The sequence below is a fragment of the Maridesulfovibrio sp. genome, assembly GCF_963677005.1.
Taxonomy (GTDB): domain Bacteria; phylum Desulfobacterota; class Desulfovibrionia; order Desulfovibrionales; family Desulfovibrionaceae; genus Maridesulfovibrio.
In genome coordinates this window covers 236,908-259,724 of the sequence record NZ_OY781616.1, presented here as the reverse complement: position 1 = coordinate 259,724, position 22,817 = coordinate 236,908, and the positions used below count along the sequence as shown (strand labels likewise).

The window sequence follows — 22,817 nt, the reverse complement described above, 5'->3', positions numbered from 1 at the left end:
CTTTTGTTTTGAAGATCAAATCTACCTGCTTCCAGAGCTTGCTGCGTTTATCAACAAGAAGCTTGCCTTATTGATGGGACCGCAAAACTACCCGGATTTGAGTTGCTAAATTTTAAACGATGAACGTTTAACGTGGTCAATAAAATAGCGGACGGCAGGGAAAAATTCGCGCCCTTCAAGATGCGCTAGGTAAAAACTGCGCTCAAGATTAAGCGGCAGTCCCTTAATGTGAACAAGCTCACCTGAATCAATCAGGGATTGGGCTGCAAGTTTTGAAGTAACGCTGACTCCAAGACCGGCCCGTACGCACTGAACCACAGCCTGGGTAGATTCCACCCATACAGTGACATTAAGATCGCGCACACTGGTTCCGAGCTCGGACAAACCTGTTTCAAGGGCCTTGCGGGTACCTGAACCGCCTTCACGCATTACCCAGGGAAGTTCCGCAAGCAATTGAATATCGTCAATCCCGTCATAATTGCTGACCAGTACCGGAGGAGCAACAATAACAAGCTCATCACGCAGTATGGGGAAAAACTCAAGGTTGGGTATATCCAGCTTGGCGCCTACAACGCCGAGAATAAGCTCTCCGGACCGAATCTTCTGTATGATTTCGTTAGTATCCCCAACCGAAAGATGGACACTTACATCAGGATATTTCTTGCAGTAATTATAAAGAATTTCCGGCAGCAGGTAGTGAGAGGGAATTGTGCTTCCACCGATTTCAAGATCTCCAACAACCTTGTCGCGAAGAATATTGATTTCAGACTGGGCCTTGTCAATCAACCCATAAATATCCTTGGCGTTGCGGTAAAGAACTTCTCCGGCCTGGGTAGCCATAATAGAACGACCTAGACGATCAAACAGTTGCACGCCAAGTTCTTCCTCAAGGGTTGAGATATGAGCACTGATTGTCGGCTGAGAAAGAAAAAGTTCCTTTCCTGCCTTTGAAAAACTCTTCAGTTCATAAACCTTGCAGAACGCTTCCAGTCTACGTAAGTCCATCTAATAACTCTTATCGAAATTTTCTATAGGTTAATATTAAAAAAAGGGGCGGAACTGGTCCGCCCCTATAAACAGCATTAAATCTGCCTATGCTTCCGCTTCCTCAGCAGGAGCTTCTGCTACCGGCGCTTCAACAGCGGCTTCGGCAGTTGCTCTCTTGGTGAGTTCGATGATGCACATGGGAGCGCAGTCACCTTTACGGGGATCGGCAAGCTTGATGATACGGGTGTAACCACCGCCTCCGCCGTTGTAGCGGGGACCGATTTCATCGAAAAGCCTTTTTACAAGACCGTGGTTCTCAAGAGTCTTGTATGCAAGACGGCGAGAATGCAGGTCATTGCGAAGAGCAAGGGTGATCAGCTTTTCAACGGAGCTTCTCAGTTCCTTTGCCTTGGGCTCGGTGGTACGGATATGTTCATAGGTCAGCAGTGAACGGACCATGTTTCTCAGCATGGCCTTCCTGTGGGAATTGCTCCTGTTGAACTTTCTTCCGGACTTTTTATGCCTCATTTTTCTCTTTCCTCTTCAGCCATTCCTGATGCTTTTTATCGAAATCCTCGAGGACCATGCCGAACTTGAGTTCCATGCTGTCAAGGACCCTGCGGATTTCGTCCAGAGATTTACGGCCGAAATTCTTGGTCTTGAGCATCGTCTGCTCGGTGCGCTGCACAAGTTCGCCGACAATACGGATATTGGCAGCCTTGAGACAGTTGGTTGCACGAACGGACAGTTCGAGTTCGTCAATAGATTTGAACAGATTGGGGTTCAGGTCGAGGTTGCTTTCCTTGGACTCTTCCTGTTCAGATCCCATTTCATCAAAGTTGATGAATACGGAAAGCTGCTCCTTGAGGATTTTGGCGCTGTAAGCGATAGCATCCTCGGGAGTTACGGAACCGTCAGTGTAAACTTCAAGAACGAGCTTGTCATAGTTGGTCATCTGACCGACACGAGCCTGTTCCACGTTGTACGCTACCTTGCGGATCGGAGAAAAGCTCGAATCGAGAATGATGTGACCGATTTCATTGACAAGACCCTCATGCATATCGGCAGGAACATAACCCTTGCCCATGCGGATCTCGAAAGTCATTTCCATGTCCATCTGCTCGGAAAGAGTCGCGATAATCTGCTCAGGATTGAGGACTTTGACGTTCTGGTTTTCCTGAATATCAGCTGCGGTGACGGCCCCCTGTTTGTTTACCTTAAGGGTAAGAAACTGAGGTTCATCGGTAGTCATTGCGAATCTGATCTGTTTGATGTTCAGAACGATCTCAGTCACGTCCTCCATTACACCTTCGATGGTGGTGAATTCGTGCTGTACGCCTTCAATCTTCACAGCAACCGCGGCTGCACCCTGCATGCAGGAGAGCAGTACTCTTCTCAGAGAGTTACCGATGGTTGTGCCAAATCCGCGCTCCAGGGGTTCACAAATGAACTTACCGTAAAGCTCGTTTGACTTGGGGTCACGCACAAGCTGTTCCGGCTTAACCAGCTCGGCCCAGTTGCGGGTGTTGATGAGTTTGTCACCGTCTTGAATAAGCATGCACTAATCCTTCTTATTTGGAGTACAGCTCGACAATCAGCTGTTCGTTGATAGGGAACTGGATATCTTCCCTTGTCGGCATCGCTTTAACTTCACCTTTGAAGTTTGCACCGTCGGAGGCAAGCCATTCGGGGCAGCCACGGCGTGCGATAACTTCCTGAGCTTCCATGATAACGGGAATCTTGCGGGCTTCTTCACGAACCTCCACAACATCACCGGGTTTTACCTGCATGGAAGGAATGTTAACACGTCTGCCGTTCAGTTTGAAGATACCGTGTCTCACGAGCTGGCGAGCCTGATCGCGAGAGTTGGCGAAACCGAGACGATAAACGGTGTTATCAAGGCGGGTTTCAAGAAGCATGAGCAGGTTGGCGCCGGTAACACCTTTCATGGAGTCCGCGCGATGAAAATAGCTGCGGAACTGTCCTTCAAGGATACCGTACATACGACGAACTTTCTGCTTCTCACGAAGCTGAACGGCGTAGTCACTCATTTTCTTTCTCATGCGACCGGCAATACCGGGAGCATAAGGACGACGTTCATAAGAGCACTTATCGGTAAAGCAGCGGTCGCCTTTGATGAAAAGCTTTTCACCTTCACGGCGGCACAGTCTGCATTTTGCTTTAGTATATCTGGCCAAGGTTCTACTCCTTCGTAATTAGACCCTGCGGCGTTTCGGCGGACGACAGCCGTTGTGCGGGATGGGTGTGATATCGCGAATGAAGCTGACCTTCATACCGACGTTACCGATTGCGCGCATTGCTGCTTCGCGACCGGAGCCGGGGCCTTTGACGAAAATACCAACGGTACGCATACCCTGGTCCTGAGCTTTTCTAGCAGCGGTTTCAGCAGCTACCTGTGCAGCAAAAGGGGTCGACTTTCTGGAACCCTTGAAACCGGAAGCGCCGGAAGTTGCCCAGCTGATGACGTTACCTTTCAGATCAGTAAAGGTAATGATGGTATTGTTGAATGTTGCCTTAACGTGGGCGATGCCCACCGGTACATTCTTTTTCTCTTTTTTCTTGCCGGAACGGCGAGGTCTAGCCATACCATTCTCTCCAGATGGATGAATTTATATCAGCAGCAAAGACCCTAGCATGGTCTGAAAACTGCGGATTGAATTATTTCTTCTTCCTGCTCATTACAGAGCGACGGGGACCCTTGCGAGTTCTTGCGTTGGTCTTGGAACTCTGACCACGAACAGGCAGTCCACGACGATGGCGAAGTCCGCGGTAACAACCGATATCCATGAGACGCTTGATGTCAGCGATCTGATCACGGCGGAGGTCACCCTCAACTTTGTAATTATCTTCAAGTTCCTTACGGATGGTATTAACCTGTTCGCCACTGAGATCATCGGTAGAGATGGTCCAGTCGATACCCACGGTATCAAGGATCTTGAGAGCGGTAGTCCGACCTACACCGTAGATGTAAGTCAATGCAATATCCAAACGCTTGTTTCTCGGAAGGTCTACTCCAGCGATACGAGCCACAGTTATACCTCTCTATCCTTGACGCTGTTTGTGTCTGGGGTTTTCACAAATAACCCTCAGCACGCCCTTGCGTCTGATTACTTTGCATTTGGGACAAATCTTCTTAACAGATGGTCTTACTTTCATGACCGTCTCCAAATAATGCAGTTTTACAGATTATCAACCGGGAGCTAGCCGGTCGGGGGCCATTCAATGTGTTCAACTGCCCGGCTAATAGGCAGTTAAATCCATGCCAGTCTTTCGTTGCCGCGAAATTCAAGACGTGAACATTACAGAACGATTCTAGAAAAATCAAGCCCTGCAACCTACTCTTTTAAAAAAAGTCAGGACAGACTTAAAATTACCGGTCCGTCAACGGTTACGGCAACTGTGTGCTCAAAATGCGCGGACAGCTTCCTGTCCTTGGTAACGGCAGTCCAGCGATCTTCGAGAATCTCGATATCATAGCTGCCTTGAGTGACCATCGGTTCTATGGCCAAAACCATTCCGCTCTTGAGCTGGACTCCGGGAAGTCCTGAAGGGACAAAATTGGGTACTTCCGGTTTTTCGTGCAGGTTCCGGCCGATGCCGTGCCCCACAAACCTTCTTACCACACCGAACCCTTCGGCTTCTGCGTAATCCTGAACCGCTTTTGAAATATCATAAAGGTTGTTTCCGGGGATTGCCTGCTTGATGCCGAGCATCAGGGACTCGCGGGTGACATCCAGGAGACGAGAAATTTCATCGGAAACATCCCCAACAGGATAAGTACGGGCTGAATCGCCGTAGAAACCCTGAAAGATGACGCCCATATCGATACTTACGATATCGCCGACATTCAAAATCCGTTTGTCGGAAGGAAATCCGTGCACAATCTCCTCGTTCACGGAACAGCACAGTGCAAACGGGAAGCCGTGATAACCTTTAAAAGCCGGCTTGACATCAAAGTCATCGCAGGCTTTGCAGGCGATCTTTTCCAGATCCATCGTAGTTATACCCGGACGAATGGCTTCACCGAGCATATCCAGTATCTTGGAAACAAGACGATTGGCCTCACGCATGAGGCCAATCTCCTTGTCATTTTTGAGGTAGATACCTCTGTACTTTTTCAAAGCAACTACCTGCCCTTGAGTTTGCTGCCCTTACCCATGAGTCCTTCATATTGACGCGAAATCATGTAGGATTCAATCTTACCCATAAAGTCCATTGCAACACCTACAACAATCAGCAGTGCGGTTCCACCGAAGTAGAACGGGACATTCAACTGGGAGATCATGATCATGGGCAGTACGCAGATAGCAGCCACGTACAGAGAACCCCAGAGAGTAATCCTGGCAAGAACGCGGTCTATGTACTCGCGAGTCTTGGCGCCGGGACGGATTCCGGGGATAAAACCTCCCTGCTTCTGAATATTCTCTGCAATTCCTTTGGGATCAAAAATGATCGCGGTGTAGAAGTAACAGAAAAATATGATCAGGGAGATGTAAATAACATTATAAATTATGGCATCAGGTCTGAAGTATGCGGAAACCTGGGAAAGAACTTCATTCTTGGGGAAGAAGTTCGCCAGAGTTGCGGGGAACATCAGAATACTTGAAGCAAAAATGGGGGGAATAACACCTGCGGTGTTGATTCTCAAAGGAAGATGAGTGGTCTGTCCACCCATCATCTTGCGTCCCATCATTCGCTTGGCATAATGAATTGGAACCCTTCGCTGTCCGCGTTCCATGAATACGATAAATGCCAGAATGGCTATCATGAAAACCATTACAAACAAAAGCAGGAAAAGGGTTATTTCCCCTGCCTGCATAAGTCTGACGGTATTGAAGATCGCACGGGGCAACCCGGCAACAATACCGGCAAAAATAATCATGGAAATTCCGTTTCCGATACCTTTCTCGGTCATCTGTTCACCGAGCCACATCAGGAAGACGGTCCCTGCAGTGAGGGTCAGGATGGTTATCAGTCTGAAAGACCATCCTGCATGCAGCACAATAGGAGCACCTGTCGGACTGGTCATGCTTTCAAGGCCGATAGCGATACCGAAGCCTTGAACGATTGTAATCAGTACGGTGCCGTACCTGGTGTACTGGGTGATCTTCTTGCGTCCTTGAGCCCCTTCCTGACTAAGCCGCTTGAGTTCAGGACTAACTACATTAAGAAGTTGGATGATGATAGACGCGGAGATATAGGGCATGATCCCTAACGCGAATATGGACAAGTTACGCAACCCGCCACCGGAAAACATGTCAAAAAGGCCGAAGAGAGTGTTGGAAACACTCTCAAAAAAATCGGCCAATGCTGAACTGTCTACGCCCGGGACCGGGATATGAATCCCGACCCGGTAGACAGCCAGAAGAAGAAAAGTCCAGAAGATCTTTTTCTTCAGTTCCGGCATGCGGGAAAGATTATCAACGCCAGACAATGCCACGTTTTATCCTTCCAGGGCTTTAGCCGTACCACCGGCCTTTGTGATCTTTTCAGCTGCGGACGCGCTGAAGCGATGAGCCTCTATGGTTACCGCGCCACTTACTTCACCCATACCGAGAACTTTTACCAGAGCGCCTTTTTTGCAAAGACCTCTTTCGTAAATGTCATCAAGGGTGATTTCGGTTTTGCCTTCGAAAGCTCCAAGAATCTGACCTACGTTAAGAGATGCATACTCTTCACGGAAGGGGTTCTTGAAACCGCGCTTGGGCAGACGACGGGCCAAAGGCATCTGACCGCCTTCAAACCAGGCCGGAACACCACCGCCGGAGCGGGCGTTCTGTCCTTTATGACCCTTGCCGGAGGTTCCACCCCAGCCGGAGCCACCGCCGCGACCTACGCGCTTGCGATTTTTACGTTCTTCTTCGAACGGATATATTTCGTGCAGCCTCATGATTTGGTTACCTCCACAAGGTGCTCAACTTTGCTGATCATCCCTCTGGTGGAGGAAGTGTCATCGAAGCTCTTTTCCTGCCGGATCTTCCGCAGTCCCATAGCCTTCAGAGTGGCACGCTGTTTGGGAGTGCAGCCGATCTTGCTGCGTACGAGTTTAACCTTAAGCATTTTCAGTCCTCCTACTTTCTGGGAGTCACAACTGTCTTCCCGCGGAGCTGAGAAACTTCGTCAGCACTGCGAAGGGAAGCAAGTCCGGCGATAGTCGCGCGAAGGACATTATGCGGGTTGTTGGTGCCGATAGCCTTGGTAAGGATATCGTGTACGCCCACGACTTCAAGTACCGCACGCACAGGACCGCCGGCAATAATACCGGTACCTTTAGATGCGGGCTTGAGCATAACGCGTCCTGCACCGTAGCGGCCGAGGACTTCGTAAGGAAGTGTTCCGTCCAGAAGAGGAACGGCAATCATTTCCTTGCGGGCTTTTTCGGAAGCTTTCCTGATAGCTTCAGGAACTTCGTTAGCCTTACCAAGTCCGAAACCGACCTGACCTTTACCGTCACCTACCACAACCAGGGCACTGAAGGAAAACCTTCTACCACCCTTCACAACTTTAGCGACTCGGTTGAGATAAACGATTTTTTCAATCAGACCCAGATCATTCTGTTCCATGGATATTCCCATAAGTTTAGAATTTCAGGCCACCCTCACGAGCGCCGTCTGCAAGGGCCTTAACCCTGCCGTGATATATATAACCGCTACGGTCGAATACGACCTGCTCTATATTGAGTTCCTTAGCCTTGGCTGCGATGTCCTTGCCTACGGCAGCAGCAGTTTCGCAGGTAAGCTTCACTGCTTCGCCGTCTTTGGCGAGAGCCTTTGAAGAAGAAGCGGTCACGGTTTTGCCAATGAGATCATCCACGAGCTGAGCGTAGATGTACTTATTTGAACGGAAAACTACAAGACGCGGGCGATTCGCGGTTCCGCTGATTTTTTTGCGGATACGGATCTTTTTGCGGCGTCTTGCCTGTTCTTTAGTCATTTTCATGGCTATACCCTACTTTTTACCGGACTTACCGGCTTTACGTCTGATCTGTTCATCAATGTACTTGACACCCTTGCCTTTGTAAGGTTCGGGCGGACGTACACGACGAAGCTGAGCGGCGACTTCACCGACCATCTGCTTGTCAATACCGCTGATGGTCAGTTTGGTGTTGCCCTCGGCAGTGGCTTCAATCCCAGCAGGCAATTCAAAGTTGACAGGGTGGGAGAAACCGACGTTGAGAACGACGTTTTTACCCTGTACGCCAACTTTATAACCGACACCGACCACTTCCAAAGTCTTGGAGAAGCCTTTGGTGACTCCTTCAATGCAGTTGGAAAGCAGGGAGCGGTGCAGTCCGTGCTGAGCACGTTCCTGACGGGTATCGCCAGACCTCTTCACCTCGACCGCATTGTCAGCTACATTGAAGCTGACCATGGGGTGTACCGGGGTGGTGATGGTACCTTTGGGGCCCTTAACGGAAACCACTTCGGCACCAACGGTAACTTCCACTCCGGCAGGTATTTCAATAGGTTTTTTTCCAATTCTGGACATTTTAAACCCTCACTACCAGATTTCGCACAAGAGTTCGCCGCCGACGTTAAGCTCTTTGGCTTTAGCGCCGTCAACTACACCCTTGGATGTGGAAAGTATACAAATCCCAAGTCCGTTGAGAACGGAGGGAATATCTTCAACGCCTACGAAAACGCGACGTCCGGGCTTGCTGATTTTCTTCATGCCGCTGATAAGGGCTTTTCCATCAACATACTTAAGGGTGAGGCTGATATCGCGACCTTCGGTTTCGAAGTCGGAGATGTAGCCTTCTTCCTTAAGAATCCCGGCGATAGCTGTTTTGATATTGGACCCGGGAATGCAGACGGACTTGTGATAAGCACCGTGAGCATTACGAATGCGGGTCAGCATATCGGCGATAGGATCGACAACAGGCATTTTAAACTCCTTATATTACCAGCTGGCTTTACGCACGCCGGGAAGTTCACCCGCAAGGGCCTTTTCCCTGAAGCAGATACGGCAGATGCCGTATTTGCGCAGGAATGCGCGAGGACGTCCGCAGATGGGACATCTGTTGTATTCGCGTACCTTGAACTTCGGCTTACGTTTTGCCTTAACTTTTAAAGCTGTCCTGGCCAAAACGATTCCTCCTATTTCTTGAAGGGCATACCAAGAAGCTCGAGGAGCATCTTGCCTTCTTTGTCTGTTTTAGCGGAGGTGACGATAGTCACGTTCATCCCTTTGGTTACCTCGACTCTGTCGAGCTGAATCTCAGGAAAGATAGTCAGTTCCTTGATTCCGAGGGTGAAGTTGCCGCGGCCATCGAAGCCCTTGTCAGGAATTCCGCGAAAGTCGCGGACGCGGGGAAGTGCAAAGCTGATAAGCTTGTCCAGGAAGTCCCACATGAGCTCTCTACGGAGAGTCACACGGGAACCAACGGGCATTCCTTCGCGCAGTTTAAAAGCTGCAATTGACTTTTTCGCTCTGGTGACAACTGCTTTCTGACCGGAAAGTGCGGTCAGTTCATCAACAGCGCCATCAATGAGCTTTGAGTTCTGGCTTGCTTCACCGAGTCCGATATTGAGAGAGATTGCCTTGATACCGGGAATCTCCATCGAACTCTTGTACCCGAACTCCTTGTTGAGAGCCGGGGCGACCTTGTCCGTGTATATTTTTTCGAGACGTGTCATCGCAAAACCCTAGTCGATGATTTCGTTACATTTTTTACAAAAACGGACATTCTTTCCGTCTTCGGTCTCACGAACTCCAACTCTGGTGGCCTTGGTGCACGAGGGGCACACGACCTGTACGTTGGAAATGTGAACAGGGGCTTCTTTCTCAACGATGCCGCCGGGCTGGTTAGCATAGGGATTAGGCTTGGTGTGCCTTGAAACCATGTTTACCTGCTCAATAAGGACAGTGTCCTTCTTGCGGCTGATCTTGAGGACCTTACCGATCTTCCCCTTATCCTTGCCGGCGATGACCATAACTTTGTCATCAACATGTATCTTGTTCATGCCGTTTACCTTCTTGTGATAAGGATTACAGAACCTCTGGTGCCAGGGAAACGATCTTCATGAAGCCTGCGGCTCTGAGTTCTCTGGCTACGGGCCCGAAAATACGGGTCCCCAGGGGTTCCATGGAGTTGTTCAGAAGAACGGCAGAGTTATTGTCGAACTTGATGTAGGAACCGTCGGGACGACCAATTTCTTTCTTGGTACGAACAACGACTGCTTTCATCACAGCGCCCTTCTTCACTTTGGAATGGGGCATCGCTTCCTTAACGGAAACCACAATAATGTCTCCGACACTGGCGTAACGCCTCTTGGAGCCACCAAGTACCTTGATGCAGGATACCTGCTTGGCGCCAGAGTTGTCTGCTACGTCAAGTTTAGATTCTACCTGAATCATAGCTTATCCCCTAAACTGCTTTTTCCAGTATTTTATCTAAATGCCACCTTTTGCGCCGGCTAAGGGGGCGGAATTCAACAATCTGTACCTTATCGCCTACGCCGCATTCATTGGCAGGATCATGCGCCATGAATTTGGTGTGACGACGGATGAATTTTTTATACAGGGGATGCTTCACGAGGGTCTCAACGCGGACGACAATAGTCTTGTCGGCCTTGTCGCTGATAACCACGCCGGTCAGCACGCGCCTGTTTCCTTTCAGATTAAGCTCTGCCATGGCTTATGCTCCCAGTTCCTTTTCACGCTGAACGGTGAGAATCTTAGCGATGTCTTTTTTGACATCGGACAGTTTCTGGGTGTTTTCCAGCTGTGCGGTTGCGTGCTGAAAACGAAGATTGAAAAGCTCCTTGCGGGCTTCTGCAAGCTTCTCGTTCAGAGCAGCGCCGTCGAGTTCACGAAGTTCTGTGGCTTTCATTCTACATTACCTCCTTAACTACAATAGCAGTCTTGACAGGAAGCTTGTGGGATGCACGGACCAGAGCTTCTCTGGCCAGTTCAATGTCCACACCTTTTACTTCGTACAGAATGCGACCGGGTTTAACCGGAGCGCACCAACCGACCGGGGAACCTTTACCTTTACCCTGTCTGACTTCAGCAGGCTTGGCGGTAACGGGTACATCGGGGAAAACCCTGATCCATACCTGTCCGCCACGCTTGATGTGACGCATGATAGCGATACGTGCTGCTTCAATCTGGTTGTTGCTCAGCTTGCCGTGTTCCAGAGTCTTGATGGCGATATCGCCGAATGCGATAGTGGAACCGCGCTGCGCTTTACCTTTCAGACGACCTTTCTGACGTTTACGGAATTTAACTTTCTTAGGTGATAACATTACTGGTCCACCTCGTGGTCGAGAATTTCACCTTTGAAGATCCAGACCTTAACGCCGATAACACCGTAAGTGGTGTTGGCTCTTGCTACACCGTAATCGATGTCGGCTCTGAGAGTCTGAAGGGGCACACGGCCTTCGCGATACCATTCGGTACGTGCGATTTCAGCACCGGCGAGACGGCCGGCACATGCCACTTTGATGCCCTCTGCGCCGAACTTCTGGGCCAGGCCCACAATGCGCTTCATGGCGCGGCGGAAAGCCACACGGCGCTCAAGCTGCTGAGCAATATTCTCTGCAACGAGCTGCGCGTCGGTTTCCGGACGGCGGATTTCACTTACTTCGAGAGCGAATTCTTTATTGAATTTTCTACGAAGATCTTCACGAAGCTTCTCGATTTCAACACCTTTACGGCCGATGATGATACCGGGACGCGCAGTGTGAATGATGAGACGAATCTTGCCACCGGCACGTTCGATCTCGATCTTGGAAACGCCTGCGTGAAAGAGCTTCTCTTTTACATATTTACGAATGCTGTCATCTTCAAAGACGAAAGCGGGATAGTCCTTGTTGCTGAACCATCTGGAAAGCCAGTTCTTGGTGTATCCAAGTCTGAAGCCGTATGGATGTACTTTCTGACCCATGACACTACCCTACATTTCTTTAACTACGACGGTTATATGGCTGGTGCGCTTGCGAATGCGATACGCACGACCCATAGCCCTGGGCTGAATCCTCTTCCAGGTGGGGCCTTCGTCGATCTTGACGGAGTCCACGCAAAGAGAGTCAACATCCACACCGGGAATCTGCTCTGCGTTTGCAACGGCAGAGTAGAGAACCTTGCTGAGCATTTCAGCACCCTTTTTGGGTGTGAACTTCAGAATGTTGAGGGCTTCCTCAACAGGCTTTCCCTTGATGTTTTCCGCTACCAGACGCACCTTCCTAGCGGAGATGCGCATATATTTTGCAATAGCTCTTGCTTCCATTGCTCAACACCTTCTAGCGTTTGGCCTTGCTTTTCTTATCCGCAGCATGACCGTAGTAGGTACGGGTGGGAGAAAACTCACCAAGTTTGTGTCCTACCATATTTTCAGTCACGAATACAGGGATAAACTTGCGGCCATTATGAACTGCGAAGGTCAAGCCAACCATTTCAGGAATGATTGTGGAGCGGCGGGACCAGGTCTGAATAACCTTGCGGTCACCTGATTCCTGAGCTTTTACGACCTTTTTAAGCAGATGATCGTCAATAAACGGGCCTTTTTTCAGTGATCTTGGCATTACAGTCTCCTACTTCTGCCCGCGGCGTTTAACGATGAGCTTGGAAGAAGGTTTCTTCTTACTGCGGGTCTTGTATCCCTTAGCAGGCATACCCCAAGGAGAACATGGGTGTCTGCCACCGGAACTGCGACCTTCACCACCACCGAGGGGGTGATCGATCGGGTTCATCGCTACACCGCGAACTTTAGGTCTGCGACCGAGCCAGCGGTTACGGCCTGCTTTGCCGAGGCTGATGTTTTCATGGTGGATGTTACCCACCTGACCAACAGTAGCGCAGCAGGTTGCGAGAACCTTGCGAACCTCGCCGGAGGGCATGCGCAGCAGTGCGTACTTGCCTTCTTTAGCGATAAGCTGGGCATAGGTTCCGGCAGCGCGGCAGAACTGGCCGCCTTTGCCGGGGTACAACTCTATATTGTGAACAACAGTACCAACAGGGATGTTCTTAAGCAGAAGTGCGTTGCCGGGTTTGATATCGGCACCTTCGCCTGCGAGAATCTGGTCGCCCTTATTGAGTCCAACGGGAGCGAGGATGTAGCGTTTGTCACCGTCTGCGTAGTTGAGCAGAGCGATGCGTGCGCTTCTGTTGGGATCATATTCAATTGCTGCAACAGTTGCGGGTACTTCAACTTTATTACGTTTGAAGTCGATTACACGGTAAAGGCGTTTTACGCCGCCACCGCGACGACGGGAAGTAACCCGGCCGTTGTTATTTCTACCGGCCTTTTTGGTCAGTCCCTTGGTAAGGGACTTTTCCGGTGCAGACTTTGTGATCTCCTCAAAGGTGGAGATAGTCTGGAACCGGCGACCTGCGGAGGTCGGCTTCAGTTTACGAGTAGCCATCTCTTAAACTCCTTCGAAGAATTCGATTTTTTCGCCTTCGGAAAGCTTTACGTAGGCTTTCTTGTAGCCGGAAACTTTACCGACTACACGGCCGAACTTTCTGCGGAGACCGGGTCTTTTACGTACGATGCGTACGTTGTCGACCTTGACGTCAAATGCGGATTCAACCGCTTTCTTGACTTCAGTCTTGTTGGCAGAAGGCAGCACAAGGAAGGTTACCTGATTTGAGGATTCCTTAATGTCAGTGGCCTTTTCCGTGATGACCGGTTTGATAAGAATCTGAGTATAGTCCATGACTATTTCAACCTCTCCTGCAGGTCCTGAGCTGCGTTCTCAAGCATAACAACCTGACGAGCTTTCAGAATGTCGTAAACATTCAGCTGATCGGCAGAGATAAGCTTAATGCCGGGGATGTTCCTCGCAGAAAGGAGGAGCTTGTTATCTGCGTCCTTGACGACAATCAAGGCCTTGTTGAGACCCAGAGCTTCAGCTACTTCAACGAAGAGCTTGGTCTTGATCTCAGGAAGGTCGATTGACTTCACAACCATCAGCTTTTCTTCGCTGAAACGGGAAGTGAGGGCCATCTTAAGAGCAAGACGGCGGACCTTTTTATTTACCTTGAAGGAATAGTCGCGGGGCTGGGGTCCGAAAACGGTACCACCGCCGCGCCACAGGGGCGAACGGGTGGAGCCGGAACGGGCACGTCCTGTGCCTTTCTGACGCCAGGGTTTGGCGCCGCCGCCTCTTTTCATGCCGCGAGTCTTGGTGGCATGAGTGCCGCTGCGTTTTGCAGCAAGCTGAGAGCGGACAACCAGGTGCAGGATTTCAGGCTTTACCGGAACTTCAAACACTTCCGGAGCAAGATCCATGCTCCCGACTTCCTTTTTAGTTTGATCATATATAGTAATGGTAGCCATTTTTTATTCCTCTAGCGGGTCTTGCGGATCATCACCAGGCCGTTCTTGGGTCCGGGAACCTGTCCCTTGACAACCAGAACATTTTCCTCGGCGCGAACGTCTACGATTTCAATGTTGGAAACAGTAACGCGCTCGTTACCCATCTGACCGGGCATTTTCTTACCCTTAAAGACTTTGCCAGGGAAAGTAGCGTGGCCGATGGAACCAGGGGAACGGTGTACCTTTTCAGCACCGTGAGTAGCGCGGAGACCCTTGAAGTTCCAACGCTTCATAACACCCTGAAAACCTTTACCCTTGGAGGTGCCGGTCACTTTGACCTTTTCACCTGCGGTAAAGATATCCACGGAGATTTCCTGGCCCAGTTCATATTCGGCTACGGACTCAAGAGGAAACTCGCGCAGGTGACGGAAATAACCTTTACCGGCTTTTTCCTGATGGCCTTTTGCGGGTTTGTTCATCTTGCGCTCGGGAAGAACGTCATAGCCGAGCTGGATGGCATTGTAGCCTTCCTTATCTTCGGTCTTTACCTGCATAACAGGACAGGGGCCGACTTCAAGAACAGTAACAGGCACGATAGAACCGTCGTCAGCGAAGACACGGGTCATGCCCAGTTTTTTACCGAGTAAACCGATAGTTTTTGCCATGTTGAACCCTCCCTAGAGCTTGATTTCAACGTCAACACCAGCGGGCAGGCTGAGCTTGCCAAGAGCGTCGACGGTCTGCTGGGTAGGTTCAAGAATATCAAGCAGACGCTTGTGGATTCTCATCTCGAACTGCTCGCGGGACTTCTTGTCAACGTGTACCGACCGCTGAATGGTGGTACGCTGAACCTGAGTGGGCAGCGGGATGGGACCAGCGATAGCGGCGCCGGTATTGCGGGCAGTATCCACAATCTCGGTCACAGCTTTATCAAGGATACGGTAATCGTAAGCCTTGAGCTTGATCCTGATACGATCACTTGTCATAGAAACCATGTCAATTTCTCCTAAATAAATTCAGAGACGGCCTTTTACTTGCAACGGTAAGAAGGATTGTGAGGTTTGCCCTTCCTGGCCTGGTATGGTCGTCCAGCCAGCATGCCGGACCTTATACCTTATCTCTGTGGTTTCACGGGGTGGTCCCGTAAAAAAAGGAACCTCCCGAACACTATGGGGTCCGGGAGGTTTACTGCTTTTTAAGCTACGCTGTCAAGTAAAATTCAGACTAAACTTAAATTTAGTCTAATTTTTATTGATCAGCTCTTCTGCGATAGATGCAGGAACAGGTTCGTAGTGGTCGAACTGCATGGTGAAGGTTGCGCGTCCCTGAGTCTTGGAGCGAAGATCGGTTGCGTAACCGAACATTTCACTAAGAGGAACGTCGCACTTAACAACCTGTGCGTTGGCACGGGCTTCCATGCTTCCGACACGACCACGACGACCGTTGAGGTCACCCATAACGTCTCCGAGGTACTCTTCGGGAGTAACAACTTCAACAGACATGATGGGTTCGAGCAGCTGAGGTGCTGCCTTCTTAACGGCTTCCTTCAGAGCCATGGAACCAGCGATGTAGAACGCCTGTTCAGAGGAGTCAACATCGTGGTAGGAACCGAAGGTAAGAGTTGCTTTGATATCTACAAGGGGGAAGCCGGCGATAACACCGTTCTTCATAGCATCGTGGATACCGCGGTCAACTGCCGGGATATATTCTTTCGGAATGACCCCGCCCTTGATCTCGTCAACGAATTCATATTCGCTTTCGGGGTTGGGCTCGATAGTGATGACAACATGACCATACTGACCGCGACCACCGGACTGCTTGGCGTACTTGTGGTCGACATCAACTTTCTTGGTAATGGTTTCACGGTAGGCAACGCGGGGTGCACCGACGTTTGCGTTAACATTGAACTCGCGCAGCAGGCGGTCGACGATAACTTCAAGGTGAAGTTCGCCCATACCTGCGATAAGGGTCTGTCCTGTTTCCTCGTCACCTTTGACGCGGAAAGAGGGGTCTTCCTTGGCGAGTTTTGCAAGACCCTGGCTGAGCAGATCGCGGTCGGCCTTGGTCTTGGGCTCGATAGCGACCTCGATAACCGGTTCAGGGATATCGAGGGATTCGAGAACTATGGGATTCTTCATTTCTGCCAGGGTATCACCGGTAGCCATGTTCTTGAGACCAACGGCTGCGACGATATCACCGGCATAAGCTTCCTTGATTTCCTCACGCTTGTTAGCGTGCATCTTCAGAAGACGACCGATACGTTCTTTCTTTCCGGTTGCGCCGTTGATAAAGGTATCGCCGGAAACAATCTTACCGGAATACAGACGCAGGAAGGTCAGGTGACCGACGAAGGGGTCGGTCATGAGCTTGAAGGAAAGAGCTGCAAGGGGCAGGTCATCGTCACACGGACACTCGACAGACTCTTCATTATCGGGATTGATACCGACCATGGCAGGAATGTCGAGGGGAGAAGGAAGATAATCGACAACAGCATCAAGCAGAGGCTGAACACCCTTGTTCTTGAATGCGGTGCCGCACAGAACAGGACAGATGGTCAGGTTGATTGTTGCTGCACGAATGCCCTTGACTATTTCTTCGGGGGTGAGTTCTTCACCGCCGAGATATTTATCAAGAAGTTCTTCATCTTCTTCGGCAATGGCTTCAATCATTTCGAGGCGCATGGCTTCGTACTGATCCATCATATCGGCAGGGATGTCTTCAATTGCGTAGTCCTTGCCCATGACATCAGTATAGATGAAAGCCTTTCCTGTTACGAGGTCAACGGCACCCTGATATTCATCTTCAGCTCCGATGGGGATCTGAAGAGGAACAGCTTTCGCACCGAGACGGTCCTTGAGCATTTCAACACAACGGAAGAAATCTGCTCCGATACGGTCCATCTTGTTGACGAAAGCCATACGGGGAACTTTGTACCTGTCAGCCTGACGCCATACGGTTTCAGACTGAGGTTCAACACCGGCAACCGCGTCGAAAACGGCTACTGCGCCGTCAAGAACACGCAATGCACGTTCAACTTCCATTGTGAAGTCAACGTGACCGGGGGTATCAATAATGTTGATACGGTGGTCTTTCCAGAAGCAGGTTGTGGCAGCACTGGTAATGGTGATGCCGCGTTCCTGTTCCTGAACCATCCAGTCCATGGTGGCTTCGCCGTCATGAACTTCACCGATTTTATGAGAAACACCAGTATAAAACAGAATGCGCTCGGTAGTGGTGGTCTTTCCCGCATCAATGTGGGCCATGATACCGATGTTACGCTGTTTATCTCTTGCAACCTTTCTAGGCACTTTGCACTCCGATTACCAACGATAGTGAGCAAAAGCCTTGTTGGCTTCGGCCATACGATGGGTGTCTTCCTTTTTCTTCACAGCTCCGCCGCGCTTGTTGTAAGCGTCGAGGAACTCACCGCTCAGGCGGGATACCATACCTTTTTCCCCTCTGGAACGTGCGTAGCTGATCAGCCATCTGATAGCCAGAGAGACCTGGCGCTCGGGGCGGACTTCAACAGGCACCTGGTAGGTAGCACCACCGACACGGCGGGACTTGACTTCCACGTGGGGTTTAACGTTCTCAATAGCTTTTTCGAAAGCTTTGATAGGATCTTCCTGGGTTTTGTCACCGAGGAATTCGAGAGCCTGGTAGAATATATTTTCAGAAACACTCTTCTTACCGTCGTACATGAGTCTGTTCATGAACTTGGTGGCGAGCTGAGAGCCGTATACCGGATCGGGAAGAATCTGTCTCTTGGGTACCGGACCTTTACGAGGCATATTGGATACTCCTTGGAATTAAATGCTATTTAGGACGCTTTGCGCCGTACTTGGAACGACCCTGACGACGATCTGCAACACCGGCGGTGTCGAGAGAGCCGCGGACAATGTGGTAACGAACACCAGGTAAGTCTTTTACACGACCACCACGGATCAGAACCACGGAGTGTTCCTGAAGGTTATGACCTTCACCACCGATGTATGCTGTTACTTCGATGCTGTTGGTCAGACGCACACGAGCGACCTTACGCAGTGCGGAGTTAGGCTTTTTAGGGGTGGTGGTATACACTCTTGTGCATACGCCACGACGCTGGGGGCAAGCCTGAAGCGCAGGAGTTTTCTTACGCTTGAGCTGCTTTTCACGCCCTTTTCTTATAAGCTGGTTGATGGTTGGCATGAACCCTCCAAATTTTATTTTATTGCAAAGACCGACGCAGTTAGACCAAAATTTTCCGTTTTGTCAAGCACAAAAAAGGAAACATCCGGGTCTCATTTTCAGATCAGGTTGCAACTACCTGCCTGTAAAATGTTTCTGCGTACTGGCGCCGCACTATCTTTCATTAACGAGCAGCGGCTCTTCCTCAAGTTCTTCAAGGAACTTATCGGCACGTTCCGGCTGATCGGGAACGATTATATCGGTACGTGCATACTTGCGGAAACCGGTTCCTGCAGGAATCAGTCGGCCGACGATTACGTTTTCCTTCAAGCCGCGCAGGAAATCCTTCTTGCCGCACAGGGAAGACTCGGTAAGAACCTTGGTGGTCTCCTGGAAAGATGCGGCAGAGATAAAGGATGCGGTAGACAGGGATGCCTGGGTAATACCCAGAACATGCGTCTGTGCAACAGCGGGCTTGAGTCCGTTGGCAATAGCTTCCTGGTTGGTTTCCATGAACTGCTGCTTATCCACCTGCTCACCCACGAGGAAATGGGTTTCACCGGGATCAACAATGCTGACCTTTTTGAGCATCTGGCGGACAATAACTTCGATGTGCTTATCGTTGATTCCAACACCCTGAAAGCGGTAAACGTCCTGGATTTCCTCGACAAGGAAACGTGCGAGGTATTTCTCGCCCTTAACCTTGAGGATATCGTGCAGCTCGGGAAGTCCTTCAGTCATCAGGTCACCGGCTTCTACGAAGTCGCCTTCCTGCGCTGTTATGTGACGACCCTTGGGCACGAGGTATTCCTTGGATTCCCCGACTTCCGGTGTAACAATAATTTTGCGCTTGCCTTTGGATTCAGGTCCATAGGAGACCACACCATCTATCTCCGAAATGATTCCAAGTTCCTTGGGTTTGCGCACTTCAAACAGCTCCGCAACTCTCGGGAGACCACCGACGATGTCTTTGGTCTTGGAGGTTTCGCGAAGTTTACGGGCGATAATGTCACCGGCGTTGACGACATTACCGTCTTTAACCATCAGAATCGCACCTACGGGCAGCGGATAAATCGCTTTGAGGGTTGAGCCGGGACGAACCATAGGCTCACCGTTCTCATCGCAGATGGACAGTGAAGGTTTAAAGTTGGTGGTACGATATTCGGTAATTGTGTAGGTAGCCTGTCCTGTGGCTTCGTCAACACGTTCCTGAAAGGTCTTACCTTCAACGAGGTCGTTGAATTTGACCGTACCTGTCACTTCAGTGATGAAGGGTTCTGCGAGAGGATCCCACTCGGCCAGCATAGTTCCTTGTGCGATCTTCTGCCCTTCTTCCACGTAAAGTTTTGCTCCGAGCGGAAGAACGTATTTTTCACGTTCCCTGCCCTGCTCGTCCACAATACCGATCTGGCAGCTCTTACCCAGAACCATCTGGTGGCCTTCGGAGTTGCGGACTGAACGCATACGGTTCAAAACGACCGAACCGTTATGCTGAGCTTCAAAAGATGATTGCTGAATTTCACGGCTCGCCGTACCACCGATATGGAAGGTACGCATGGTAAGCTGTGTTCCCGGTTCACCGATCGACTGTGCGGCGATGATACCAACTGTTTCCCCTACATTGACAAGATGTCCGCGAGCAAGGTCACGTCCGTAACACATGGCGCAGACGCCGTGCTTGGAGCGACAGGTAAGCGGGGAACGGACAGTCATTGAATTGATACCGTTTTCATCGATCAGCTTGGCACCCCTTTCATCTATCAGGGTGTCGGCAGGGATGAGAATTTCACCGGTATCTTCTTTGACAACGTCATGGATGGTCACACGACCCAGAACCTTTTCAGACAGTCTTTCCTTGATCTCGCCGCCCTTGATGTAGTGGGTGAGTTCAAGTCCGTCAACAGTTCTGCAGTCGTGCTCGGCAACGGTAACATCCTGAACAACGTCAACAAGACGGCGGGTCAGGTAACCGGAGTTTGCGGTCTTAAGTGCGGTATCCGCCAGACCTTTACGAGCACCGTGAGTAGAAATGAAGTACTGCAGAACCGAAAGCCCCTCGCGGAATGAAGAGGTAATCGGAGTTTCGATGATTTCACCGGAAGGTTTGGCCATCAGACCACGCATACCGGCAAGCTGCCTCATCTGGTCCTGGTTACCACGAGCACCTGAGTGAGCCATCATGAAAACCGGGTTGAAACTTGAGTTGGTCACGGACTTACCGGTTTTTGGATCAACCATGACATCCGTTGACATCTCAAGAGTCATTTCGGAAGAAACGTCATTGGTAACCTTGGTCCATACGTCGACGACCTTGTTGTATTTTTCAGTACGGGTAATGATACCTTCACGGTACTGTGCTTCAATGTCTTCAACTTCGGTATAGGCGTCTTCAAGAAGCTTTGCCTTTTTGGCCGGAATGGTCAGGTCTTTTACGCCGATAGTTACAGCCGCCCTTGTGGCATGCTCGTAACCGAGATCCTTGAGGCGGTCACAAAGAATGACCGTGGCCTTGCTGCCGGAAGTCCGGTAGGCGCTGGATACGAGTTTGGCAATATTCTTCTTGGTCATGACCACGTTTGCGTATTCAAAACCCATTGTGTCGGGCAGAAGTTCGCCAACGAGAATACGGCCGGGAGTGGTCTCGACAAGTTTGCCTTCCATACGCACCTTGATGCGTGCATGCATGCTGACAACACCGGCATCCTGAGCAGCGATAACTTCCCAGGGAGCAGTGAAGACCATGCCCTCGCCCTTGGAGAAAGAACGTTCAACGGTCAGATAGTAAAGACCGAGGACGATATCCTGTGAAGGGTTGATGATCGGCTGTCCGTTTGCAGGTGACAGGATGTTGTTGGAAGACATCATCAAGACACGGCATTCGATCTGAGCCTCAACGGAAAGAGGAACGTGAACCGCCATCTGGTCACCGTCAAAGTCGGCGTTGTAGGCGGAACATACCAGAGGATGCAACTGAATTGCCTTGCCCTCTACGAGAGTCGGCTCAAAAGACTGGATACCGAGTCTGTGCAGAGTCGGAGCACGGTTGAGCATGATCGGGTATTCGCGAACAACATCATCAAGGATATCCCAGACGACCAGATCTTCGCGCTCGACCATTTTCTTGGCACTCTTGATGGTTGTGGCAATTTCCCTGCGTTCCAGTTCCGAATAGATAAACGGCTTGAACAGTTCAAGAGCCATCTTTTTCGGAAGTCCGCACTGATGCAGCTTGAGCTTGGGACCGACAACAATAACGGAACGACCGGAATAGTCGACACGTTTACCGAGCAGGTTCTGACGGAAACGGCCCTGCTTACCCTTGATCATATCGGAAAGGGACTTCAACGGGCGCCCGTTGGTACCGGTGATGGCACGGCCGCGACGTCCGTTGTCGAAGAGCGCATCCACGGATTCCTGAAGCATCCTCTTTTCGTTGCGGATGATAATATCGGGAGCGCCGAGTTCGATCAGGCGTTTGAGTCGGTTGTTCCTGTTAATGACGCGACGATAAAGATCGTTCAGGTCGGAAGTTGCGAAGCGTCCGCCGTCAAGAGGAACAAGCGGACGAAGCTCAGGCGGAATAACCGGAATAACGTCCATGATCATCCACTGACAATCGTTGCCGGATTCAAGAAAAGCCTCAACGATCTTGAGACGCTTGGTCAGCTTTTTCTTCTTGGTCTGACTTCTGGTGGTCAGAGATTCCTCACGCAGTTCGTGTCTGAGGGTGGGCATATCGATCTTGGCCAGCAGGGTCTTGATGGTTTCAGCACCCATACCCACTTCGATGGCTTCTTCGCCATAGTGATCAATTACCTGAAAATACTGATCTTCGGAAAGAATCTGGTACTGCTTGAGGGGGGTATCTCCGGGATTAAGCACGATGTATGAATCGAAATACAGTACCTTTTCAAGGTCGGCCATGGTAATATCAAGCAGTGTACCGATCTTGGACGGAAGAGTTTTCAAAAACCAGATATGAGCCACCGGAGCAGCGAGCTCGATGTGGCCCATGCGTTCACGTCTGACCTTGGATGCGATGACTTCAACTCCGCATTTTTCGCAGACGATACCGCGGTGTTTCATGCGTTTGTATTTACCGCAGTTACACTCATAGTCTTTTACAGGTCCGAAAATCTTGGCACAGAAAAGTCCGTCCCTTTCCGGCTTGAAAGTCCTGTAGTTGATGGTCTCGGGCTTCTTTACTTCCCCGTAGGACCATTCCCTGATCTTCTCGGGAGAAGCAATGGAAATCTGAATTCCTTTGAGGCCGCGTCCGGCAAGGCCTGCGCCGGATGTTCTACGCATAGTGAACAGTTCGTCCAGACTCATTAAATATACCCCTTACATGAAAAGGTTTATCTAGTCGCGGGGCCGTACT

At 50.4% G+C, this 22,817-nt stretch carries 34 protein-coding genes; all 34 read right to left on the bottom strand.

All coding sequences use genetic code 11. The annotated features are described in order from the left end of the window. Positions 1-105 precede the first annotated feature (105 nt). Complete coding sequence (locus tag ACKU4E_RS01225) at positions 106-1,005, bottom strand: selenium metabolism-associated LysR family transcriptional regulator (RefSeq protein WP_320169267.1); 900 nt, start codon at positions 1,003-1,005, stop codon at positions 106-108. A gap of 87 nt (positions 1,006-1,092) precedes the next feature. Next, the gene (rplQ, locus tag ACKU4E_RS01220) at positions 1,093-1,515 is read right to left on the bottom strand and encodes a 50S ribosomal protein L17 (protein WP_320169266.1); all 423 of its coding nucleotides are present in this window, start codon (positions 1,513-1,515) and stop codon (positions 1,093-1,095) included. After that, positions 1,505-2,545, bottom strand: coding sequence for a DNA-directed RNA polymerase subunit alpha (locus ACKU4E_RS01215; RefSeq protein ID WP_320169265.1), 1,041 nt, complete (start codon positions 2,543-2,545; stop codon positions 1,505-1,507). The genes rplQ and ACKU4E_RS01215 overlap by 11 nt, the downstream gene beginning before the upstream one ends. Positions 2,546-2,558: 13 nt before the next feature. After that, a complete protein-coding gene (rpsD, locus tag ACKU4E_RS01210) occupies positions 2,559-3,185 on the bottom strand; it encodes a 30S ribosomal protein S4 (RefSeq protein ID WP_320169264.1) in 627 nt (208 codons plus the stop codon). An 18-nt stretch (positions 3,186-3,203) separates the two neighbouring features. After that, positions 3,204-3,593 (bottom strand): 30S ribosomal protein S11, encoded by a 390-nt coding sequence (rpsK, locus tag ACKU4E_RS01205; protein WP_320169263.1) that lies wholly within the window; start codon positions 3,591-3,593, stop codon positions 3,204-3,206. Between the two features lie 73 nt (positions 3,594-3,666). Further along, positions 3,667-4,038: a 30S ribosomal protein S13 gene (gene rpsM, locus ACKU4E_RS01200; RefSeq protein WP_320169262.1), complete on the bottom strand. Its 372-nt coding sequence runs from the start codon at positions 4,036-4,038 to the stop codon at positions 3,667-3,669. A gap of 12 nt (positions 4,039-4,050) precedes the next feature. Further along, positions 4,051-4,164: a 50S ribosomal protein L36 gene (rpmJ, locus tag ACKU4E_RS01195; RefSeq protein ID WP_005027799.1), complete on the bottom strand. Its 114-nt coding sequence runs from the start codon at positions 4,162-4,164 to the stop codon at positions 4,051-4,053. Positions 4,165-4,361: 197 nt separating this feature from the next. Next, positions 4,362-5,129 (bottom strand): type I methionyl aminopeptidase, encoded by a 768-nt coding sequence (gene map / locus ACKU4E_RS01190; protein ID WP_320169261.1) that lies wholly within the window; start codon positions 5,127-5,129, stop codon positions 4,362-4,364. A 5-nt stretch (positions 5,130-5,134) separates the two neighbouring features. After that, positions 5,135-6,448, bottom strand: a complete 1,314-nt coding sequence (gene secY / locus ACKU4E_RS01185) for a preprotein translocase subunit SecY (RefSeq protein WP_320169260.1) — start codon at positions 6,446-6,448, stop codon at positions 5,135-5,137. 3 nt (positions 6,449-6,451) lie between these two features. Continuing rightward, complete coding sequence (rplO, locus tag ACKU4E_RS01180; RefSeq protein WP_320169259.1) at positions 6,452-6,898, bottom strand: 50S ribosomal protein L15; 447 nt, start codon at positions 6,896-6,898, stop codon at positions 6,452-6,454. Continuing rightward, positions 6,895-7,068 carry a 50S ribosomal protein L30 gene (rpmD, locus tag ACKU4E_RS01175; protein WP_320169258.1) on the bottom strand — a complete coding sequence of 58 codons (174 nt, stop codon included), beginning with the start codon at positions 7,066-7,068 and terminating at the stop codon, positions 6,895-6,897. The genes rplO and rpmD overlap by 4 nt, the downstream gene beginning before the upstream one ends. Before the next feature lie 11 nt (positions 7,069-7,079). Beyond that, positions 7,080-7,571, bottom strand: a complete 492-nt coding sequence (gene rpsE / locus ACKU4E_RS01170) for a 30S ribosomal protein S5 (RefSeq protein WP_320169257.1) — start codon at positions 7,569-7,571, stop codon at positions 7,080-7,082. A gap of 16 nt (positions 7,572-7,587) precedes the next feature. Further along, on the bottom strand, positions 7,588-7,947 hold the full coding sequence (gene rplR, locus ACKU4E_RS01165; protein ID WP_320169256.1) for a 50S ribosomal protein L18: 360 nt from the start codon (positions 7,945-7,947) through the stop codon (positions 7,588-7,590). 9 nt (positions 7,948-7,956) lie between these two features. Continuing rightward, entirely contained in the window at positions 7,957-8,496 is a 540-nt protein-coding gene (rplF, locus tag ACKU4E_RS01160) for a 50S ribosomal protein L6 (RefSeq protein WP_320169255.1), read from the bottom strand. A 12-nt stretch (positions 8,497-8,508) separates the two neighbouring features. Continuing rightward, positions 8,509-8,892, bottom strand: a complete 384-nt coding sequence (gene rpsH / locus ACKU4E_RS01155; protein ID WP_320169254.1) for a 30S ribosomal protein S8 — start codon at positions 8,890-8,892, stop codon at positions 8,509-8,511. A gap of 15 nt (positions 8,893-8,907) precedes the next feature. Beyond that, positions 8,908-9,093 carry a type Z 30S ribosomal protein S14 gene (locus tag ACKU4E_RS01150; RefSeq protein WP_015337847.1) on the bottom strand — a complete coding sequence of 62 codons (186 nt, stop codon included), beginning with the start codon at positions 9,091-9,093 and terminating at the stop codon, positions 8,908-8,910. Positions 9,094-9,104: 11 nt separating this feature from the next. Further along, positions 9,105-9,644 (bottom strand): 50S ribosomal protein L5, encoded by a 540-nt coding sequence (gene rplE, locus ACKU4E_RS01145; protein WP_320169253.1) that lies wholly within the window; start codon positions 9,642-9,644, stop codon positions 9,105-9,107. 9 nt (positions 9,645-9,653) lie between these two features. Further along, positions 9,654-9,971: a 50S ribosomal protein L24 gene (gene rplX / locus ACKU4E_RS01140; protein WP_320169252.1), complete on the bottom strand. Its 318-nt coding sequence runs from the start codon at positions 9,969-9,971 to the stop codon at positions 9,654-9,656. 25 nt (positions 9,972-9,996) lie between these two features. Then, positions 9,997-10,365: a 50S ribosomal protein L14 gene (rplN, locus tag ACKU4E_RS01135; protein WP_320169251.1), complete on the bottom strand. Its 369-nt coding sequence runs from the start codon at positions 10,363-10,365 to the stop codon at positions 9,997-9,999. Between the two features lie 10 nt (positions 10,366-10,375). Continuing rightward, complete coding sequence (rpsQ, locus tag ACKU4E_RS01130; RefSeq protein ID WP_320169250.1) at positions 10,376-10,642, bottom strand: 30S ribosomal protein S17; 267 nt, start codon at positions 10,640-10,642, stop codon at positions 10,376-10,378. Between the two features lie 3 nt (positions 10,643-10,645). Further along, positions 10,646-10,840 carry a 50S ribosomal protein L29 gene (rpmC, locus tag ACKU4E_RS01125; protein ID WP_320169249.1) on the bottom strand — a complete coding sequence of 65 codons (195 nt, stop codon included), beginning with the start codon at positions 10,838-10,840 and terminating at the stop codon, positions 10,646-10,648. 1 nt (position 10,841) lies between these two features. Continuing rightward, complete coding sequence (gene rplP, locus ACKU4E_RS01120) at positions 10,842-11,255, bottom strand: 50S ribosomal protein L16 (RefSeq protein WP_320169248.1); 414 nt, start codon at positions 11,253-11,255, stop codon at positions 10,842-10,844. Continuing rightward, the gene (rpsC, locus tag ACKU4E_RS01115) at positions 11,255-11,896 is read right to left on the bottom strand and encodes a 30S ribosomal protein S3 (RefSeq protein WP_320169247.1); all 642 of its coding nucleotides are present in this window, start codon (positions 11,894-11,896) and stop codon (positions 11,255-11,257) included. The genes rplP and rpsC overlap by 1 nt, the downstream gene beginning before the upstream one ends. A 9-nt stretch (positions 11,897-11,905) precedes the next feature. After that, positions 11,906-12,238, bottom strand: a complete 333-nt coding sequence (gene rplV / locus ACKU4E_RS01110) for a 50S ribosomal protein L22 (RefSeq protein WP_320169246.1) — start codon at positions 12,236-12,238, stop codon at positions 11,906-11,908. A gap of 13 nt (positions 12,239-12,251) precedes the next feature. Next, positions 12,252-12,533, bottom strand: a complete 282-nt coding sequence (rpsS, locus tag ACKU4E_RS01105; RefSeq protein ID WP_015851071.1) for a 30S ribosomal protein S19 — start codon at positions 12,531-12,533, stop codon at positions 12,252-12,254. A gap of 9 nt (positions 12,534-12,542) precedes the next feature. After that, positions 12,543-13,373: a 50S ribosomal protein L2 gene (rplB, locus tag ACKU4E_RS01100; protein WP_320169245.1), complete on the bottom strand. Its 831-nt coding sequence runs from the start codon at positions 13,371-13,373 to the stop codon at positions 12,543-12,545. Positions 13,374-13,376: 3 nt separating this feature from the next. Beyond that, positions 13,377-13,667: a 50S ribosomal protein L23 gene (gene rplW / locus ACKU4E_RS01095; protein ID WP_320169244.1), complete on the bottom strand. Its 291-nt coding sequence runs from the start codon at positions 13,665-13,667 to the stop codon at positions 13,377-13,379. 2 nt (positions 13,668-13,669) lie between these two features. Beyond that, positions 13,670-14,290 (bottom strand): 50S ribosomal protein L4, encoded by a 621-nt coding sequence (rplD, locus tag ACKU4E_RS01090; protein WP_320169243.1) that lies wholly within the window; start codon positions 14,288-14,290, stop codon positions 13,670-13,672. An 11-nt stretch (positions 14,291-14,301) separates the two neighbouring features. Further along, the gene (rplC, locus tag ACKU4E_RS01085) at positions 14,302-14,934 is read right to left on the bottom strand and encodes a 50S ribosomal protein L3 (protein WP_320169242.1); all 633 of its coding nucleotides are present in this window, start codon (positions 14,932-14,934) and stop codon (positions 14,302-14,304) included. 12 nt (positions 14,935-14,946) lie between these two features. Further along, a complete protein-coding gene (gene rpsJ, locus ACKU4E_RS01080; RefSeq protein WP_320169241.1) occupies positions 14,947-15,264 on the bottom strand; it encodes a 30S ribosomal protein S10 in 318 nt (105 codons plus the stop codon). Positions 15,265-15,510: 246 nt separating this feature from the next. Further along, positions 15,511-17,577: an elongation factor G gene (fusA, locus tag ACKU4E_RS01075; protein ID WP_320169240.1), complete on the bottom strand. Its 2,067-nt coding sequence runs from the start codon at positions 17,575-17,577 to the stop codon at positions 15,511-15,513. 12 nt (positions 17,578-17,589) lie between these two features. Beyond that, on the bottom strand, positions 17,590-18,060 hold the full coding sequence (rpsG, locus tag ACKU4E_RS01070) for a 30S ribosomal protein S7 (RefSeq protein ID WP_320169239.1): 471 nt from the start codon (positions 18,058-18,060) through the stop codon (positions 17,590-17,592). Between the two features lie 25 nt (positions 18,061-18,085). Continuing rightward, complete coding sequence (rpsL, locus tag ACKU4E_RS01065; protein ID WP_015337864.1) at positions 18,086-18,457, bottom strand: 30S ribosomal protein S12; 372 nt, start codon at positions 18,455-18,457, stop codon at positions 18,086-18,088. 153 nt (positions 18,458-18,610) lie between these two features. Continuing rightward, on the bottom strand, positions 18,611-22,768 hold the full coding sequence (gene rpoC, locus ACKU4E_RS01060) for a DNA-directed RNA polymerase subunit beta' (protein WP_320169238.1): 4,158 nt from the start codon (positions 22,766-22,768) through the stop codon (positions 18,611-18,613). Positions 22,769-22,817: the final 49 nt, after the last annotated feature.

Bases quoted from the DNA above. Each gene is read 5' to 3' on its own strand.
- ACKU4E_RS01225 (WP_320169267.1), bottom strand. From the start codon at position 1,005: ATGGACTTACGTAGACTGGAAGCGTTCTGCAAGGTTTATGAACTGAAG.
- rplQ (WP_320169266.1), bottom strand. From the start codon at position 1,515: ATGAGGCATAAAAAGTCCGGAAGAAAGTTCAACAGGAGCAATTCCCAC.
- ACKU4E_RS01215 (WP_320169265.1), bottom strand. From the start codon at position 2,545: ATGCTTATTCAAGACGGTGACAAACTCATCAACACCCGCAACTGGGCC.
- rpsK (WP_320169263.1), bottom strand. From the start codon at position 3,593: ATGGCTAGACCTCGCCGTTCCGGCAAGAAAAAAGAGAAAAAGAATGTA.
- rpmJ (WP_005027799.1), bottom strand. From the start codon at position 4,164: ATGAAAGTAAGACCATCTGTTAAGAAGATTTGTCCCAAATGCAAAGTA.
- rplO (WP_320169259.1), bottom strand. From the start codon at position 6,898: ATGAGGCTGCACGAAATATATCCGTTCGAAGAAGAACGTAAAAATCGC.
- rpmD (WP_320169258.1), bottom strand. From the start codon at position 7,068: ATGCTTAAGGTTAAACTCGTACGCAGCAAGATCGGCTGCACTCCCAAA.
- rpsE (WP_320169257.1), bottom strand. From the start codon at position 7,571: ATGGAACAGAATGATCTGGGTCTGATTGAAAAAATCGTTTATCTCAAC.
- rplR (WP_320169256.1), bottom strand. From the start codon at position 7,947: ATGAAAATGACTAAAGAACAGGCAAGACGCCGCAAAAAGATCCGTATC.
- rplF (WP_320169255.1), bottom strand. From the start codon at position 8,496: ATGTCCAGAATTGGAAAAAAACCTATTGAAATACCTGCCGGAGTGGAA.
- rpsH (WP_320169254.1), bottom strand. From the start codon at position 8,892: ATGCCTGTTGTCGATCCTATCGCCGATATGCTGACCCGCATTCGTAAT.
- rplE (WP_320169253.1), bottom strand. From the start codon at position 9,644: ATGACACGTCTCGAAAAAATATACACGGACAAGGTCGCCCCGGCTCTC.
- rplX (WP_320169252.1), bottom strand. From the start codon at position 9,971: ATGAACAAGATACATGTTGATGACAAAGTTATGGTCATCGCCGGCAAG.
- rplN (WP_320169251.1), bottom strand. From the start codon at position 10,365: ATGATTCAGGTAGAATCTAAACTTGACGTAGCAGACAACTCTGGCGCC.
- rpsQ (WP_320169250.1), bottom strand. From the start codon at position 10,642: ATGGCAGAGCTTAATCTGAAAGGAAACAGGCGCGTGCTGACCGGCGTG.
- rpmC (WP_320169249.1), bottom strand. From the start codon at position 10,840: ATGAAAGCCACAGAACTTCGTGAACTCGACGGCGCTGCTCTGAACGAG.
- rplP (WP_320169248.1), bottom strand. From the start codon at position 11,255: ATGTTATCACCTAAGAAAGTTAAATTCCGTAAACGTCAGAAAGGTCGT.
- rpsC (WP_320169247.1), bottom strand. From the start codon at position 11,896: ATGGGTCAGAAAGTACATCCATACGGCTTCAGACTTGGATACACCAAG.
- rplV (WP_320169246.1), bottom strand. From the start codon at position 12,238: ATGGAAGCAAGAGCTATTGCAAAATATATGCGCATCTCCGCTAGGAAG.
- rpsS (WP_015851071.1), bottom strand. From the start codon at position 12,533: ATGCCAAGATCACTGAAAAAAGGCCCGTTTATTGACGATCATCTGCTT.
- rplB (WP_320169245.1), bottom strand. From the start codon at position 13,373: ATGGCTACTCGTAAACTGAAGCCGACCTCCGCAGGTCGCCGGTTCCAG.
- rplW (WP_320169244.1), bottom strand. From the start codon at position 13,667: ATGGACTATACTCAGATTCTTATCAAACCGGTCATCACGGAAAAGGCC.
- rplD (WP_320169243.1), bottom strand. From the start codon at position 14,290: ATGGCTACCATTACTATATATGATCAAACTAAAAAGGAAGTCGGGAGC.
- rplC (WP_320169242.1), bottom strand. From the start codon at position 14,934: ATGGCAAAAACTATCGGTTTACTCGGTAAAAAACTGGGCATGACCCGT.
- rpsJ (WP_320169241.1), bottom strand. From the start codon at position 15,264: ATGGTTTCTATGACAAGTGATCGTATCAGGATCAAGCTCAAGGCTTAC.
- rpsG (WP_320169239.1), bottom strand. From the start codon at position 18,060: ATGCCTCGTAAAGGTCCGGTACCCAAGAGACAGATTCTTCCCGATCCG.
- rpsL (WP_015337864.1), bottom strand. From the start codon at position 18,457: ATGCCAACCATCAACCAGCTTATAAGAAAAGGGCGTGAAAAGCAGCTC.
- rpoC (WP_320169238.1), bottom strand. From the start codon at position 22,768: ATGAGTCTGGACGAACTGTTCACTATGCGTAGAACATCCGGCGCAGGC.